The organism is Pleomorphovibrio marinus (genome assembly GCF_003347495.1).
Taxonomy (GTDB): domain Bacteria; phylum Bacteroidota; class Bacteroidia; order Cytophagales; family Cyclobacteriaceae; genus Pleomorphovibrio; species Pleomorphovibrio marinus.
Window position 1 is genome coordinate 30,941 of the sequence record NZ_QCXY01000014.1, and the last position, 15,382, is coordinate 46,322.

Below are 15,382 nucleotides of genomic sequence, written 5' to 3' on the forward strand. Positions count from 1 at the left end.
TTTCAGTGATTTAAAATTGATTTTTCCCACTCCCATCTCTTGGGTTTAGTGAAATTCACTACAACTGATGGAGTAAAAACGTTACTATTGTTTACTTTTGACGTAACAGATTAACAATATTTAGTAACACTAGGAAATTGTAGTTAAGTTAGTAACCAACATGATTGGAAATTTAAAAAACAGGAGCTACCCTATTGTTTCCGTGGTTTCGGGAAGTGGTCAGGTCACCAAGTCCGCCGTGTTGTCGGGGGCGGATATGATCATCGCGTTAAATGCCGGGTTATACAGAAATATGGGGTTCGGTTCCTTGGCTGCCTTTATGCCCTATGGGAACGCCAACGACCAAACTGAAAAGTTACTTTTACAGCATATTTTGCCCCATAGGAAAGACACCCCGGTAATTGCCGGCGTTTTTGCATCTGATCCAACCACAAGTATTCGGAAAAGGTTAGTAAGGCTGAAGGAGCTGGGTATCGAAGGAATCACCAATTGGCCTGCCGTTGGGTTTATAGATGGTGAAATTCGTAAGGCCATGGAGGAGGATGGTTTGGGAGTGCAAGCGGAGGTAGCATTACTGGAAATAGCCAAGGAATTGGGCTTTATGACTTTTGGTTTTGCGCTTTCGGCGGAGGATGCCTTTATTTTTGCCGAGAGCGGCGTGGATGCACTCATTTTGAACGTTGGGCTTACTTTTGAGATTGAGGACACCATAGAAAAAAGAAACCAGCTACAATTGTCGATCACAAAGGCAAAAAAAATGTTGGCGGAGGTGCAACGCTCTGATCAGCATCCTATTTGTCTGATTTATGGAGGATCCCTCACGGAACCAGCGGATTTTGAGGAGTTCCTCCTGCAGCTTCCCATTCATGGCTATGCCGGCGGATCAGTCTTTGATCGATTCCCGGTGTTGGAATCGGTGGTTTTAAAGGTCAAGAGTTTCAAATTAATCGATGTCCACCAACAAAAGAGAAATGCACCGCAGTTCGGAAACCTGGTGGGTAGTACACCAGTGATGAAGGCTCTTTATGAGAGGATTGAAAAAGTGGCTCCCTATGACGTAAATGTGTGCATTGATGGGGAGTCTGGTACTGGTAAGGAATTGGTGGCCAACCAAATCCATCTTCTGAGCCCAAGGAAGGGTCATCCTTTTATCACTGTAAATTGCGGAGCCATACCTGACACCTTGGTAGAAAGCGAGTTTTTCGGGTACGAGAAGGGGGCCTTTACCGGCGCGAACTTTAGAAAACAAGGTAAATTTGAACTTGCCCATAGGGGTACCCTTTTTTTGGATGAAGTGGCTGACCTCAGCCCCCATGCCCAAGCGGCATTGTTGAGGGTAATCCAACAGGGAGAGGTTGTCACCCTTGGTGGGCAAAAGGTGACCCCTGTGGATGTGCGGCTCCTATGCGCCTCCAATCAAAACCTGGAACAATTGGTGGAAATGGGCAAGTTTAGGGAGGATTTATATTTCCGACTAAGCACCATCATTTTGAAGCTCCCTCCATTAAGGGAAAGGAGAAATGATATTCCTTCACTGGTCGAATATATCCGTTCAAAGCTTGCTGTGAGGTTCAATAAAAAAATCCAAGGAATTACAGATGGGTTTATGGAGAAATTAATGACCCACTCTTGGAAGGGAAATGTAAGAGAGCTGGAACAGGTAATTACCAGACAGGTGCTTATGGAAGACCAGCCCATATTGGAAGGAAAAAACTTTCAACCTTCTTCGTCAACGAATAGGTCTATTGAAATGGAAGTTCCAAAAAGTGAAAGGGCCCTGATGGCTATTCGCGAAGCCGACGGAAACAAAACCAAGGCAGCGGCTTCCTTGGGCATCAGCCGTAAAACCCTTTATATATGGCTAAAAGAAACTTCCATATAACTATCCCGGATTATTTTCTCAATACCTCATAAAACTCCTTTTCCATTTCAGGGGCATTGATACGTGCGTAGATCTTCACACTGAATTTCTTATTCTCCGGAGGGGCGTTTACCGTTAAAACTTCGGCAAGGTCGGGACGAAGATAAGCCTGCACAAGCGCCAGGTCCCACATCACCCTGGTCTTGTCCTGAGGGTTTTGCTCCCTCCATCGGTCAGCCAACATCTTTTCGAGGGGTTGGTCATCGTCCAGGTTTGCATAAGTTTCATCCCTGTCAAATTTCAGGGGAAGGGCCTCTTCCACAGGCAGCACCGTAAAATCCAGTTCCTCCAAGTCCATCAGGTAATCAAAAGCGTTAAGGTCATTTCGGATATTGAATTCATTCTTACTCCAGGCCTTTCGATCCAAAAAATACCTGGCCCCCAAAGAATAAACCCTTATCTTCGGTAAGATACTTGGCTCCAACAATATGGCGGAGGCCACATTGGTCAAGGCTCCTAAGGTAAGGATATCCAGCTTTTCATCGTTTCCTAATTCGTTTACCTCTTGAATGATGGCCTGTGCGGCTGGGGAATCCCTTGGCTCCCGGCCACCCCAGGCCCTGCCTATCTGCCTGTCCGCACCTATTGGATGGGGAAGATCCGTCATCCCCATAATTTCCAACATCTCCTCGTTAAGCCGCTGGCTGTCTTCTATGGTTACCAAACCTTCTGTATCGTAGGCGTTCCATTTCTCGAATACCAACAGGTCGGGATTATTAAAGTGGGCGGAACTTAAGCCCCTAAGGTCTATGGTCTCATCTTTGAGCACCCTTGCAATGGCATAAAGGTCGTCCATTTCATTGCCCGTATCGGCATCCAACCATACTTTCTGGGTTTGGGCCACTACACTAGAGGAAAATAAAAGGAGAAGGAAAAAGGTTTTAAAAGGTAACGTCGACATGTTTGTGAGATAATTTTCTGCAATATAGTTTCAAATTGTCAGAACCGCTGAAAGTTTCATGTTTATCCACCTATGGAGATAACTGAAAAAATTTATTCCTTTCCAGTTTGTTTTCCTATTTGATATTAAACCCAGCATTTTATATACAAAACTCGCTTACCTGACTAACTCTCTTCCAAATTTTTTATTTGCGGCTCCTAAAGTTGTGTTATTTCCCCTTCCAATGCTTATCGGCAAAATTGAAATACTGCTGCATGTCATAGGGCAGCATCCCATGTCCCCCACTTCGTAGGTGATATCCAATATCTCCCATCACGGGTTGGTCCACTTGCGGTTGTTGATTGGAAGGCATACCGGTCTTTCCAAATAATTGATAGGCTGGGTTAGCGTGAAGTCCCCCAAAAAACTCTCCTTTGGGATCCGCCCACTGATCATCCACTGCACTGGCGATATACACAGGTCGCGGCGCCATTAGGGCAATCAGTTGATGCTGATCTATGGGCAGCTCATCTTCATTTTCACTATATCGACTAAACCTTTCTGCAAACCAATAGCCATATACCCTGTTGATCCTGCCCACTGTTTCACCGTATCTCCTTCTGGATAGTGCTACTCCACCACTACCTGAGTTGTTGGAAATCACCAGGCCAAACCGAGTATCCGTGGCTCCCGCCCAAAGTGCCGCTTTGCCCAATCGACTGTGACCCAGCACAGCAACTTTCTCTGCATCCACCTCTTCAAGGGTTTCCAGGTAGTCCATGACCCGGGAAAGTCCCCAAGCCCATGCAGCTACCGCTCCCCAGGAACTCTCGTTTCTTTCTTCCTCATAAAGTGCGTGCACCCCATTCCTGAATCCATCATCAAAGTCTGGATCCAATTCTCCATAATAAAGGGTCGCAATACCGTACCCCCTTTCAATGGCCTCCTCCACTGCCCAATTGGCCCTTCTCTTGCCGCGTCCTTTTTCGGAAGCACGGTTGTTGGCAGAACCATAGGTTTCATTGTTCCTGATCCAAGCATCGGTTATTCGGATGGAAGGATCCTCCGACAAGGTATGGTTGCCATAAAAATTGAGCCCCAAAATAAAAGGAGCAGGATGGTTGTTTTTAGGGTGGTAGATCAACACGAAAACCTCCGCTTTCTTTCCTTCACGCTTTAAAGTGAGTTTAACTTCTTTTCTATGCGCTTTCCCATTTACCGCATTGTCATTTTCCAAGACAACCTCTGCTTCTATCTCCCCATCCCATTCCGGGCTTTTTCCATAAACCTCTCTTTCAAAGTACCCCAATATTTCTTTCCGTCGCTTTTCCCAATCGCCTTGGTTATTCACACTTTCACCATTTTCCAAAACTAGGGGATCAGGCAGCTGATAATCAGGAACCTTGCCCTCATCGTAATTAGGGACAAAATCCTGGGCCAGGGTTTGAAGGGGTAAAAGCAGGCATAAAAGGAAAATCAATCTCATGTCTTTTAGGTTTATTTTTGCCAAATTAGCATTCTTGAAGCAAATTTCCAGACAGTTTTGTTCGGCTTTAACTTATTATCAATGATTGGGAATAAGATCCAATGGCTGTCTAGGAAGAAGTAAAATTTGTCATAGATGAAATCGAGCCTGCCTACCGGACCTGGCAGGACTGTCCTGAGGGGTAGTCAGGGCATGGCGCAGGCGATAAACAGTGGAATGATTATCGTTGCAACCGGCATGCTGCTGGGCATGGATTCTTTGGTAGGGAATGATAATGATTAACAGTCAGACGGTTTGGAACCGTCCTGACTGGTGCAGCAAATTGATTAACAGTCTGACGGTTTGGAACCGTCTGACTGGTGCAGCAAATAATAAACAGATGAAGTATTCCATAGATGTGAAAGTGCCCTCCTCTCAGGAATGGCTGGACGCCGTGATGGGGGATTTTGATGAATTCCTAAAAGACCATGCCGATTGCGAACGCAAGGCTTCTGCCATGGCCACCTCACTGATCGCCAAGTATCCTGATCGGGAAAAAATCATCCCCGATATGATTGAAACGGCCATTGAGGAGTTGGAACATTTTCAGCAGGTGTTTGAAATTATGCAGCAAAGGGGAGTGCCCCTGAACAAAGAGATGAAGGAAGACCCCTACATTAAGCAACTAATGCCCCTCACCCACGGGGGTACGGCAGAGAGCCGTTTTTTGTCTAGGATGCTGTTGGGGTCCATCGTGGAATGTAGGGGCTGTGAAAGGTTTCGCATGGTTTCAGAGGCACTGGAAGATGTTGAACTGAAAAAATTCTACAAGATGCTGTGGACATCAGAGGCCAAACATGGGAATATTTTTGTGGAGTTGGCTCTTCATTATTTCGATGAGAAAACGGTCTATGGCAGATTGAATGAAATGATGGAGATTGAGGGTGAGGTGGTGAGGAACTTAAGCATTCGGCCAGCATTACATTAGTAGATTTTAAAATTTTCATATGTTTATATTGTCTTTTCAGCGGTCATATGGAATCTCGCAGTCTATAATCATCCCAGTGTGTGACGTGCTCGTCATGCTCGATTTCATCTGTTTATATTTGTTTTTCAATGGTCAGATGGAATCTCGCAATCTATAATCATCCCCCCGTGTGTCGCTCGCGTCACACCTGACTGCGGTCCAGGCAGGCTCGATTTCATCTTCTAATAATCCATCCATTTTTTTTGCCATCACCAGTAAATGGAATCCATATTCGGGGGACAAGGCCTTCGGTATATTTTTTCGATTATTCCCCTGCTCTACAAATAATAACCACTTAATAGAACCCATTACAGATGTTTTGAAACAAAATTACCAGTAATTGGAACGAATTCACCATTGAAAAAATGGTTAATATCCTACCTTGAGTGCAGGAAAATATTGCTAACCACTCCAATTTTAATGCTTATGAAGTCCATATTATTTTCTCTAATCGCTTTTCTGTTTGCAATACCAAACCTTGCATTATCCCAGTACCAGCTTAGGGGTAGCCTACTTTCCGAGCGGGGTCAGCCCATGCCCTTTGTTCAAACGGTACTATTGGATCTTTCCAACTTTAAGGAGGTTGAGGAAGTGGTCACCAATGAGACTGGTGAATTTCATTTGGAGGATGTCTCTGAGGGGGAATACCTATTGATGTGTCACTATATGGGGTTCCAGACCTATTTTCAAAGGATAAACTTGGATTCCCATTTGCAACTTGATGAAATCGTGATGGCCCAAGGTAATTGGATGCCATTGCAGGGAACTCATGAGCCACCTCTTTTTCCACCAATTTGGATAATCGCAATTACGTTAATACTGACCTTCATTTTATGGAAACCTTTCCATCGTTTCAGCAAAAATGAGGGTCGCAAATGGACATTATCCTTTATTGATGACAGTCGGCAGGCCAGCAGCTCCCCTGACATCAGAAATCCCACCCTTCTAAAAAGGCTCAACCAATTATTGGAAGAAAGACTGGATCAACCGGACCTCACAGTGGATAAGCTTAGCGAACTAATGAATATGTCCAGAAGGAACCTATACCGAAAACTAGAGGAAGTTACGGAGCAGAAGCCAAATGCCTATATCAAGGATTTCCGCTTACGGAGGGCCAAGGAAATGATTTATTCCGGTGAGGCTTCAAGTGTTTCAGAAATCGCCTATCAAACGGGTTTTTCCTCCGCCAACTATTTCTCTACCTGTTACAAAAAGGCATTCGGAAAAAAACCCAAAGATGATTTGATAAAATCCAACATAATGGAACCCTCAAACTAAACCGTAAATATTCACCACGGTTGACAAGTCCCGTTACTAGCTAGCCTTTCGGGTAGGATCGGGACAATTTCTTACACCTGAAAATAACTTAGAAATATGAGTGGCATTAAATTCATCTTCCTTGGGTTTGCACTGCAGTACCTCCAATTTCTACCGGCATTGGCCCAGCACCAGCTTACCGGCAAGCTACTTAACGAGGATAAGCAGCCCGTACCCTTTGCCAATGCCCAGTTGCTTACCGTCGAAGACTCTGTTTTTGCCGAGGGGGCGATAAGCAATGAGAATGGGGTTTTTGGCATGACTAATATTTCCCAGGGAAAATATCTGTTGTTGTGCCATACCATGGGGTATCAAGCCAAATACCTTGAGTTGGAAATAAATGGTGAAACGCATCTGGGCGAGGTGTTGCTGGAAGAGGCAACCTCTGAACTTGACGAAGTGGTGGTGGAAGCCTCCAGGCCCGCATTCGAAATGGACGGTGCGGCATTGGTGGTCAATGTAAGCAGTAGCCCGGTGCTACAAAACGGCAACCTTCTTCAAATGATGTCAAGGTTGCCAGGAATTACCTTCGGACAGGAAAATAACATCCAATATAAAGGAAGTGGGAATGTATTGGTGGTCATCAATGGCAAGCAGACCTTTCTTTCCCAACAGCAACTCGCAGAGCTACTGGAAAACACCCCTGCCGAACAGGTAGAAAAGGTGGAACTGATGGATAATCCGCCAGCCCGATATGACGCTGCTGGTACCGCCGGAATGATCAATATCGTATTAAAAAAGCCGGAGGGTCTGGGCACCAATGGCACTGTTAGTTTAATCGGGGGTAATGGCAGGTTCGAAAAAATAAACCCTTCTTTTACCGTCAACCATAGGGCAGAGAAATTCAATTTATTCGGAGGGTATTCCTACAACTATAATAAGAGGTTTAGGGAATTGGAAATTTATAGGGAACTGGATAATCTGGATTTGGAAACCGGAGAACCCTTACCCGGTACCACCATTATAGATCAGGCATTGTATTCCATATATCCCCAAAGTAGTCACAACTTCAATGTGGGAACGGATTGGTATGTCTCAGAAAATACCACTATTGGTATTTTAGCTAAGTCCACACTGTTTGGTTATAGGTTTGGAAGGGATCATGTAATCTCCGGACTTTTTGGGGAGTTCCAAAACCCCTACCAGGGTACTGAAACCTTCACTCGTAAACAAAGAAACAATAATAACCTTAATTTTAATGTAAACTTAACTCATGAATTTGGCAAAGGTGGGAAACTGAATGCTGATCTTGACTGGGGGGGATGGAGAACCTCTGCATACAGGGATTTAAACACTGAATATGTCAACAATGAAAATTTGGCTGTTGGCAATTCAGAAGTAGAAATAGAAGCCAATTCAGATTTATCCATAATGGCTTATCAATTGGATTATACCAAAAACCTTAAAGGTTGGCAGATGGAAACGGGCATTAAAGGCAGTAAGGTATATTCTGAGAACCTGTTTGATTTCAGGATCCGGGAGGGGGAAGAATGGTTGGTCGAAGAAGATGTAAGCGATCATTTTATTTACGATGAAAACATCAATGCCGCCTACCTAAGTTTTAAAAGAAAATGGGCCAATACCTGGCAGCTTGAAACAGGTTTAAGAGCTGAGCATACCCGGGCAATTGCCAACTCCGTGGCCATGGATTCCATAGTGGATAGGGATTATCTTAACCTCTTTCCTAATATTACCCTTGCCAGAGAAGTGGGGAGTGGAAAAAACCTATCCCTCTCCTACAGTAGGAGGATCAACCGTCCAAATTACCAAGACCTTAATCCTTTTGAAAGTATTTCAGACCCCTTTACTTTTTATAGGGGAAACCCCTTTTTACAACCGGAAATCGCCCAAATCCTAAACATGAATTACAGTATAAAAGGGAGGTTTTTCTGGATAAGTAATTACCAGGTTACCCGAGATGCCATACAGTTTGTAATGGAAAAAGACCCTGGAAGACAACCCTTTTTCCTTACCCGTAGGAACTTCAATACCATTAGAAACCTAAATACCACTCTGGTAGGTATATTTAACCCAATAGACTCTTGGACAGTAAATATGACCCTCACGGGCATATATATGCAAACCATTTCTGATTTTATTGAAAACAGCAGGATCAACTTGGATATGTACTCCTATCAGAGTAAAGTGCAAAACACCATAAACCTCCCGGCCAATTTGATGATGGAACTATCTTTTCAGTACAATTCCCCGTTGGCAATGGCTGGCTGGGTCGTTGGTCATCAATTCAGAACGGACTGGGGTATTTCCAAAAAGTGGGGCAAAAACAACCTTAGGGTATCCGTTGACGATATATTCAATACCTGGAACTGGACCTACGATTTCTTCCAGGGGCCGATTAACTCCCATATGTGGGATAATTATGAATCAAGGATTTTCAGGGTAAGCTTCTCACGTGGCTTTGGAGGGGATAAAGTAAAGCAGGCCAGAAAAAGGAAAACGGCCTCGGAAGATATCAACGAAAGGGCACAGTAAAAGGGAAAATAATTAGTAAACATGCACCATAACTATTTAGCAATAATTGCTTTTACCTTATATGCTTCACTCAGCTCAAGTAACCCTTTCTCTGCTTTGCAGAGCACTGTGGTGCCAGAATCCAAAGAGTTTTCAGGAATGGAAGACTCCCTTAAGATCGATAAGGTCAATCAATTAATTTCGAAATATGTAAATGAGGATGGGCCGGGTATTGCCCTTGCCGTGGTGTCGGAAGGCGAATTGGTTTGCGCCCTGGGACAAGGGCAGGCGAATCTGGAATATGGCATTCCTATTACAACCCAAACCCCTTTCCACCTTGCCTCGGTTTCCAAACAGTTTACTGCAATGGCTGTACAACTCTTGGTGGACGAAGGCAAACTAAGTTGGGACGACCCCCTTGGCAAGTTCTTTCGGTCAGACGGTTTCGAACCGTCAGACCGATCCACCTTTGGGTCACCCGATGCCAAACCCTCAGACCGATCTGCATTTCCTGCCTGGGGGGACTCCATCACTTTAAAACATTTGGTCCACCATACCTCGGGACTGAGGGAACAGTTCGCATTGCTTATGCTAGCTGGTTGGCAATGGGAGGATGTAATAAAGACAGAACAAATTATTTCAATTATCCAACGTCAACAATCCTTGAATTTTTCCCCTGGAGATCAATTTGATTATAGCAACACAGGCTATACACTGTTGGCGGAAGTGGTGAAAAAAATAAGTGGGGAATCTTTTGAATCTTTTACCCGCAAAAAAATATTTGAGCCATTGAAAATGTATAACACATTTTTCTTTTCAGATCCTGGACAGATAGTAAAAAACCGTGCCTACTCCTATGACCAATCTGAAAACCCTGTCAAGAATAAGTTACTGAATTATGAGACGGTAGGTCCCACAAGCTTGTTCAGCACTGCGGAGGATTTGGCCAAGTGGGCCATGGCATGGGATAATTCACAACTATACCGGTCTGACGGTTTGGAACCGTCTGACCGGGATGACGGATTGGAACCGTCTGACCGGGATGACACTTTCCCTTCGGAAGCTTTCCAGAAAATGACAGCAACCCATCAGTTGAATTCCGGAGAGGAAATCCCCTATCGATTAGGGTTGGAGTCAGGAGAATTAGATGGATTTGCTACCTTGGAACACAGTGGGCGGGATGCCGGATTTAGAACCCATTTTTTAAGACTTCCTGAGAAAAAACTCAGCGTGATCTTACTCGCCAATGAGGCCAATATTACTGCCACAAGCATAGCCCATCATATTGCGCAAATTTATTTGGAAACAGAAAATCAAAAAGACGGCTCTATTACTAAGAAGGTCAATCTTACTACTGAAACCTTGGAAGAACTAACCGGTCTATATGAATTGAACGATTTAAACATGGTGATCAAAATAGAAAAGATAGAGCATGGCTTGTCACTTTGGATTCACGAGAATCTTCAATATATGCTTTTCCCAATTAGTGATACATCATTTATTGCAGAAGAGGAATCATTAATATTGACTTTTGACCAGGATGCCAAAAATATCGCTATTTCCTTCCCAAATGAAGAAAAAATTAAAGGCAAGAAATTGCCGGAAAGCACTGATTCAGTTTCTGATTCAGATTACATAGGGATGTATTTCAGTGATGAACTGCTTAGCTTCTATAAAATCTCAAACGAAAATGGGCGGTTGTACATCCATCACCTTCGGCATGGAAAGAAGGCGCTTATCCCTATGGGTGAGGGGAAATTTATCTGGCAAATAGGAGGATTATTGGTACCCATCACATTTCTGAGAGAGGAGGAGGCGGGGGTAAACCGTTTTGAGATCAGCATGTTTGGTATACAAAAGATGGCGTTTATAAGGAAACCCTAGCACTCCCAGCTATTTGTCACAAAATCAAACCTATTTGGCACAGGATTGAAGCCTTTTACAATAGCTATTTTTTACTTTTATCTGATTTCAAAGAATTGAGTTACTGTATGATAGGAAAATCAGATGTGCCTTTGAAACAACAAATGCTAATATTCTCATAAAGGAGGTATAGTGGTTTCATATAAGTTAAAATAATTGAATTAAGCACTTAATGAATAAATTAAAAACTGTTATAATTCAGATAGTTACAAGTTTTCATTTACTCAAATCAGAAGGCAATAATCTCAGAGGGTTTACCAGATTTAAAAACCATTTATCGGATTATATCTATAGAAGTATATATTAGCTAAATTCATAATATAAGGATTAAAATCCCTTTATTATGAGTAAATTGTATTAGGAAATAGAAGCCTTTAAGCCAATCAATTAAAACTTAACCCAAAAAAAATGAAAACATCAATCCTTACCGCGAGGAAAAGTTTCCTCCATTCGCTTATTGTTGCCATGCCAATATTCTTGATGATATCAGAAACATGTCTGGCACAGGAAGAAGAACCCATCTATACCATAGTAAATTTTATGAAAGTCAAACAAGGTGGTGGGGCTGATTATGTAGATATGGAAAAAACCTATTGGAAACCGATACATCAAGAGCTGGTAAAGGAAGGTAAAATAGTAGGATGGTATTTATATGGTATCCCATATACCGGAACCGGTGATGAATATAATTATGTTACTGTTACACATATAAAGGGAAGTAGTAATATGGAAGAGGAATGGTATAGTGCCGAATTACTTACCAAGATACATCCAGAAGTGGAGATAAACGAATTTATATCAAAGACCCTAGAAAGTAGAGAACTCGTAAGAAACAGGTTGTTGCAATGGACACTCCTATCATCCCCAGATACTCCAAGGGAACCAAGCCGCTATGCTGTGGTCAACTATCAAAAGTCCATACCCGAGTTTAATTATTACGGCCTTCGCTCAGACCATGTAAAACCGGCATTTGATATTGCTGTAAAAGAAGGGAAAATGGGAGGATGGGGATTATGGGTAACTATTTTCCCCAGTGGGGATGATCTGGGTTATAATTGGATCAGTGCAGATTTCTATGACAAGTTTGATCAAATAGGAAGTTATGGTTGGGTAGATTTACTCACAAGGGCAAATCCTGATATAAAAAATATAGATGAACTAACCTCAAAACTGGTATCAAGCAGAGCTTTTGTAAAAACAGAACTATGGAAGCTTGTCGATTATGCCAGGTAATTGATTCAACATAAGAATTTTTAAAGAAGAATCCGGATGTATTCATTCGGATTCTTTTAAAATGGTCATCAAAAACTTTGACATCAAATTATTACCTTAAAATGAAAAATATATTAAGCATATTCTTGATAGCGGGTGACGAGATTACAAAGTTTGCATCCACTTATCCAAATAAGGTAAATCAGGTAATTTGTTTAGATGCTGCGTATGACCGTAGCAATTTTGTCAATATGTTTGACCCATATATGCCGTCTACACCAACTCCAACAGCCGAAGACTTATCATCTTTTGAAAATTATAGATGTTTTCTAAAAAATATTTATGGAGTTTCGATTCCTGATGAAGAAATCAAAAGTATTTCTGTTTTTTCAGAGGAAGGAATATACCTGAATGAAAAAACTTCTTATGAAATTGGAGGAAAAATTATGCTAGGAGTTGAAAGGCCAAATTATGGTGGAATTCTATGCCCCGCTCTCGCAATTTATGCGTTTCAAACAACTAAATCCCAAGTTTTTCCTTTTTACGATTCCCTTGACGAAAAAAACAGAATAAAAGCCGACACTCTTTTTACGATAATAAGTAAGTATGATAGAGACCAAATTAAACTATTTGAAAAAGAAGTGAAAAAAGGTTCGGTGAAAAAGATAACAGGAGCAAATCACTATCTCTATCTTTCTCATCCAGATGAAACAGAGGCTTTTATAAGGGATTTCTTAATTGAAAAGGTATAGGAAGAGGTATTTAGCTGGGAAAGGGTTTTGTCATGGTAAATCTGGATTAATTTGAAAAGATAGCAGTTTCTAGAATCCTTGTCACAAAATCAAACTTTTTTGGCACAGGATTGAAGCTTGGCGGAGCCGATTAAAAGTAAATTTAGAATCCTCAAAACAAGATTCTATTCCTAAACCCATGCCCAGCCATGAAAAACCTAGCTTGCTACCTCTTTGCCTTGCTGACCCTCTTTTCTTCCTGTTCCAAGGAAGAAGACTTATCCGATAACCCCTTGCTTCAACCTTGGGACACCCCCTATGGGGTTCCTCCCTTTGACCGTATCCATACCCGCCACTTTGAACCCGCCATCCTGCACCTGATTGAGGAAGTGGAAAAGGAGGTGGAGAGGATCACCGGACAAGATGAGGAGCCTACGTTTGAGAATACCATTGAACCTATGGAAAAGGTCAAGGTTAACCAGTTCAGAGTTCAATTTTTGCTTTCTAATCTGAATGCGGTTAATACCAATGACTCACTTCAACAAATAGCAAGGAATTTAGCCCCTACAATGTCGCTTGCTGAGGATGAACTGAAAATGAACCAGCTTTTATTTCAAAGAATTGACAGGATCTGGGAAAAACGAGATGAATTAGATGCAGAGCGTAAAAAATTGGTGGAAATGTATTATTTGGATTCAAAACGGAACGGAATTTTTCTGGATGAGAGTGATAAAGAGAAAGTAAAAAAAATTAATATGGAAATTTCCGAACTTAAATCAAGGTTTGGAGAAAACATAATGGCCGAAAGGAATGCTTACAAATTGGTCATTGACCGCAAAGAGGATCTTTCTGGCTTAGCATCGGATATGATTGAAACTGCAAAAAAAACCGCAGAAGAATATGGACTTGAAGGTAAGTGGGTTTTTACCCTTATTGAACCTTCTTATTATCCTTTTTTAGAATATGCTGACAACAGAGAATTAAGAAAAGAACTGAATAATGCTTTCAATTCTTTAGGTAGAAATGGGGATGAATATGACAATAGGGATATCATTCTTCAATTAATTGAATTAAGAAGGAAAAAGTCACAAATTTTAAATTATCCGAACCATGCCCACTATCGTCAAGAACCTTATATGCTTAAGAATCCGGAGGCAGTCAAGGATTATATATCCAAGCTAATGAACCCAATTTTAACCCAGGCAAATCAAGAGGTTCTGGAAATAGAGAGAAAAATGCTCGATGAAGGAATTCAAGATTTTCCAAAAAGTTATGACATAGATTATTATTTGAAGAAACTACAAAATTCTAATTTAAACTATGATGAAAACCAGGTAAAGTCCTATTTCCCCTTGGACAATGTAATCGATGGAATGTTTCTGGTGGCAAATAGGATTTATGGACTTGAGTTTGAATTAGAGAATGATATACCCAGGTACCATGATGAGATTAAATCGTACTTGGTTAGGGAAGAATCCGGGGAAGTTCTGGGAGTAATTTACATGGATTTTCACCCTAGATCTTCAAAAAACCCAGGAGCGTGGGTCGCACTTTATAACCTTCCAAATAACGCAGATGAAAATGTTCCAGTTGTATCGCTAGTTTGTAATTTTCCAAGACCTTCCGAAAACCACCCAAGTTTATTAACCCCTTTCGAGGTAAGAATTCTTTTTCACGAATTTGGCCATGTTCTGCACGGGCTATTTTCGGAAGTGGGATTTCTAAATTTAAATTATCACAGGGTTTCCTGGGACTTTATCGAATTACCCTCACAGATTATGGAAAACTGGGCACGTCACCCAGTTGTTTTAAAAGAAATTGGAAAACACCATGAAACGGGTGAACAAATCGATGAAGGGCTGATCGAAAAAATTTTAATGAATGAAAAAGCCTATAATGGCTACTCTTTAGCTTATTATTTTCTTCTTCCTACATTATTGGATTTGGAATTACATACAATTAGAGAAGTTTTTGAAGGTGATATCTCTAATTTTTCGGAAAGGGTCAAAAAGAAATTTGGGGATAAATTCAGTGACTTACCTTTCCCGGACAGAATCACTCAATTCTCTCACATAGTATTCAATCACGATGCAGGCTATTACAGCTATCTTTGGTCCCAGGCGCTGGATGCAGATGCTTTTGAGGCCTTTCTGGAAAAAGGGGACATTTTCGACCGGGAGCTGGCGGAATCCTTCCGAAGGGAAATACTCGCCAAAGGTGCCTCTGCAGACCCCATGGAGATGTTTGTCAATTTTAGGGGCAGGGAGCCCAATACCGATGCCCTGGCCAGGAGGATGGGGTGGTTGGTGGAAGAAAAAACTGAAATTCAAAGCTTAAATCACAAAAATTATGTTGATTGAAATGATGGATAAATCCGCTAATAGCTTAAAAGGCTGAGATTTCTTTTTTATATTATGTAAATTACTAGAACCCA

At 41.9% G+C, this 15,382-nt stretch carries 11 protein-coding genes; 9 read left to right on the forward strand and 2 right to left on the reverse strand.

The window, feature by feature from the left end:
* Positions 1-160 precede the first annotated feature (160 nt).
* On the forward strand, positions 161-1,882 hold the full coding sequence (locus DB520_RS24730) for a phosphoenolpyruvate hydrolase family protein (protein ID WP_114752474.1): 1,722 nt from the start codon (positions 161-163) through the stop codon (positions 1,880-1,882).
* 10 nt (positions 1,883-1,892) lie between these two features.
* Here DB520_RS24730 and DB520_RS24735 read toward each other — a convergent pair whose 3' ends face one another.
* Together DB520_RS24735 and DB520_RS24740 are read right to left on the reverse strand one after the other, a co-directional pair.
* Positions 1,893-2,822 (reverse strand): nucleoside hydrolase, encoded by a 930-nt coding sequence (locus DB520_RS24735; protein ID WP_114752475.1) that lies wholly within the window; start codon positions 2,820-2,822, stop codon positions 1,893-1,895.
* A 208-nt stretch (positions 2,823-3,030) separates the two neighbouring features.
* Positions 3,031-4,287, reverse strand: a complete 1,257-nt coding sequence (locus tag DB520_RS24740; protein ID WP_114752476.1) for a glucuronyl esterase domain-containing protein — start codon at positions 4,285-4,287, stop codon at positions 3,031-3,033.
* A gap of 135 nt (positions 4,288-4,422) precedes the next feature.
* Here DB520_RS24740 and DB520_RS26880 point away from each other — a divergent pair, with 135 nt between their 5' ends.
* The 8 genes from DB520_RS26880 to DB520_RS24780 all read left to right on the forward strand — a co-directional run bounded on the left by DB520_RS26880 (position 4,423) and on the right by DB520_RS24780 (position 15,308).
* Positions 4,423-4,569: a hypothetical protein gene (locus tag DB520_RS26880; RefSeq protein WP_157972242.1), complete on the forward strand. Its 147-nt coding sequence runs from the start codon at positions 4,423-4,425 to the stop codon at positions 4,567-4,569.
* Positions 4,570-4,666: 97 nt separating this feature from the next.
* Positions 4,667-5,254, forward strand: coding sequence for a tRNA-(ms[2]io[6]A)-hydroxylase (miaE, locus tag DB520_RS24745; protein ID WP_114752521.1), 588 nt, complete (start codon positions 4,667-4,669; stop codon positions 5,252-5,254).
* Positions 5,255-5,719: 465 nt separating this feature from the next.
* The gene (locus DB520_RS24755) at positions 5,720-6,571 is read left to right on the forward strand and encodes a helix-turn-helix domain-containing protein (protein WP_198675450.1); all 852 of its coding nucleotides are present in this window, start codon (positions 5,720-5,722) and stop codon (positions 6,569-6,571) included.
* A gap of 96 nt (positions 6,572-6,667) precedes the next feature.
* A complete protein-coding gene (locus tag DB520_RS24760) occupies positions 6,668-9,103 on the forward strand; it encodes an outer membrane beta-barrel protein (RefSeq protein ID WP_114752479.1) in 2,436 nt (811 codons plus the stop codon).
* Between the two features lie 21 nt (positions 9,104-9,124).
* A complete protein-coding gene (locus DB520_RS24765; protein WP_114752480.1) occupies positions 9,125-10,966 on the forward strand; it encodes a serine hydrolase domain-containing protein in 1,842 nt (613 codons plus the stop codon).
* Positions 10,967-11,413: 447 nt separating this feature from the next.
* Positions 11,414-12,238 carry a hypothetical protein gene (locus DB520_RS24770; protein ID WP_114752481.1) on the forward strand — a complete coding sequence of 275 codons (825 nt, stop codon included), beginning with the start codon at positions 11,414-11,416 and terminating at the stop codon, positions 12,236-12,238.
* 101 nt (positions 12,239-12,339) lie between these two features.
* Positions 12,340-12,969: an alpha/beta fold hydrolase gene (locus tag DB520_RS24775; protein WP_114752482.1), complete on the forward strand. Its 630-nt coding sequence runs from the start codon at positions 12,340-12,342 to the stop codon at positions 12,967-12,969.
* Between the two features lie 188 nt (positions 12,970-13,157).
* Positions 13,158-15,308: a M3 family metallopeptidase gene (locus tag DB520_RS24780; protein ID WP_114752483.1), complete on the forward strand. Its 2,151-nt coding sequence runs from the start codon at positions 13,158-13,160 to the stop codon at positions 15,306-15,308.
* Positions 15,309-15,382 lie beyond the last annotated feature (74 nt).

Bases quoted from the DNA above. Each gene is read 5' to 3' on its own strand.
- DB520_RS24730 (WP_114752474.1), top strand. From the start codon at position 161: ATGATTGGAAATTTAAAAAACAGGAGCTACCCTATTGTTTCCGTGGTT.
- DB520_RS24735 (WP_114752475.1), bottom strand. From the start codon at position 2,822: ATGTCGACGTTACCTTTTAAAACCTTTTTCCTTCTCCTTTTATTTTCC.
- DB520_RS24740 (WP_114752476.1), bottom strand. From the start codon at position 4,287: ATGAGATTGATTTTCCTTTTATGCCTGCTTTTACCCCTTCAAACCCTG.
- DB520_RS26880 (WP_157972242.1), top strand. From the start codon at position 4,423: ATGAAATCGAGCCTGCCTACCGGACCTGGCAGGACTGTCCTGAGGGGT.
- miaE (WP_114752521.1), top strand. From the start codon at position 4,667: ATGAAGTATTCCATAGATGTGAAAGTGCCCTCCTCTCAGGAATGGCTG.
- DB520_RS24755 (WP_198675450.1), top strand. From the start codon at position 5,720: ATGAAGTCCATATTATTTTCTCTAATCGCTTTTCTGTTTGCAATACCA.
- DB520_RS24760 (WP_114752479.1), top strand. From the start codon at position 6,668: ATGAGTGGCATTAAATTCATCTTCCTTGGGTTTGCACTGCAGTACCTC.
- DB520_RS24765 (WP_114752480.1), top strand. From the start codon at position 9,125: ATGCACCATAACTATTTAGCAATAATTGCTTTTACCTTATATGCTTCA.
- DB520_RS24770 (WP_114752481.1), top strand. From the start codon at position 11,414: ATGAAAACATCAATCCTTACCGCGAGGAAAAGTTTCCTCCATTCGCTT.
- DB520_RS24775 (WP_114752482.1), top strand. From the start codon at position 12,340: ATGAAAAATATATTAAGCATATTCTTGATAGCGGGTGACGAGATTACA.
- DB520_RS24780 (WP_114752483.1), top strand. From the start codon at position 13,158: ATGAAAAACCTAGCTTGCTACCTCTTTGCCTTGCTGACCCTCTTTTCT.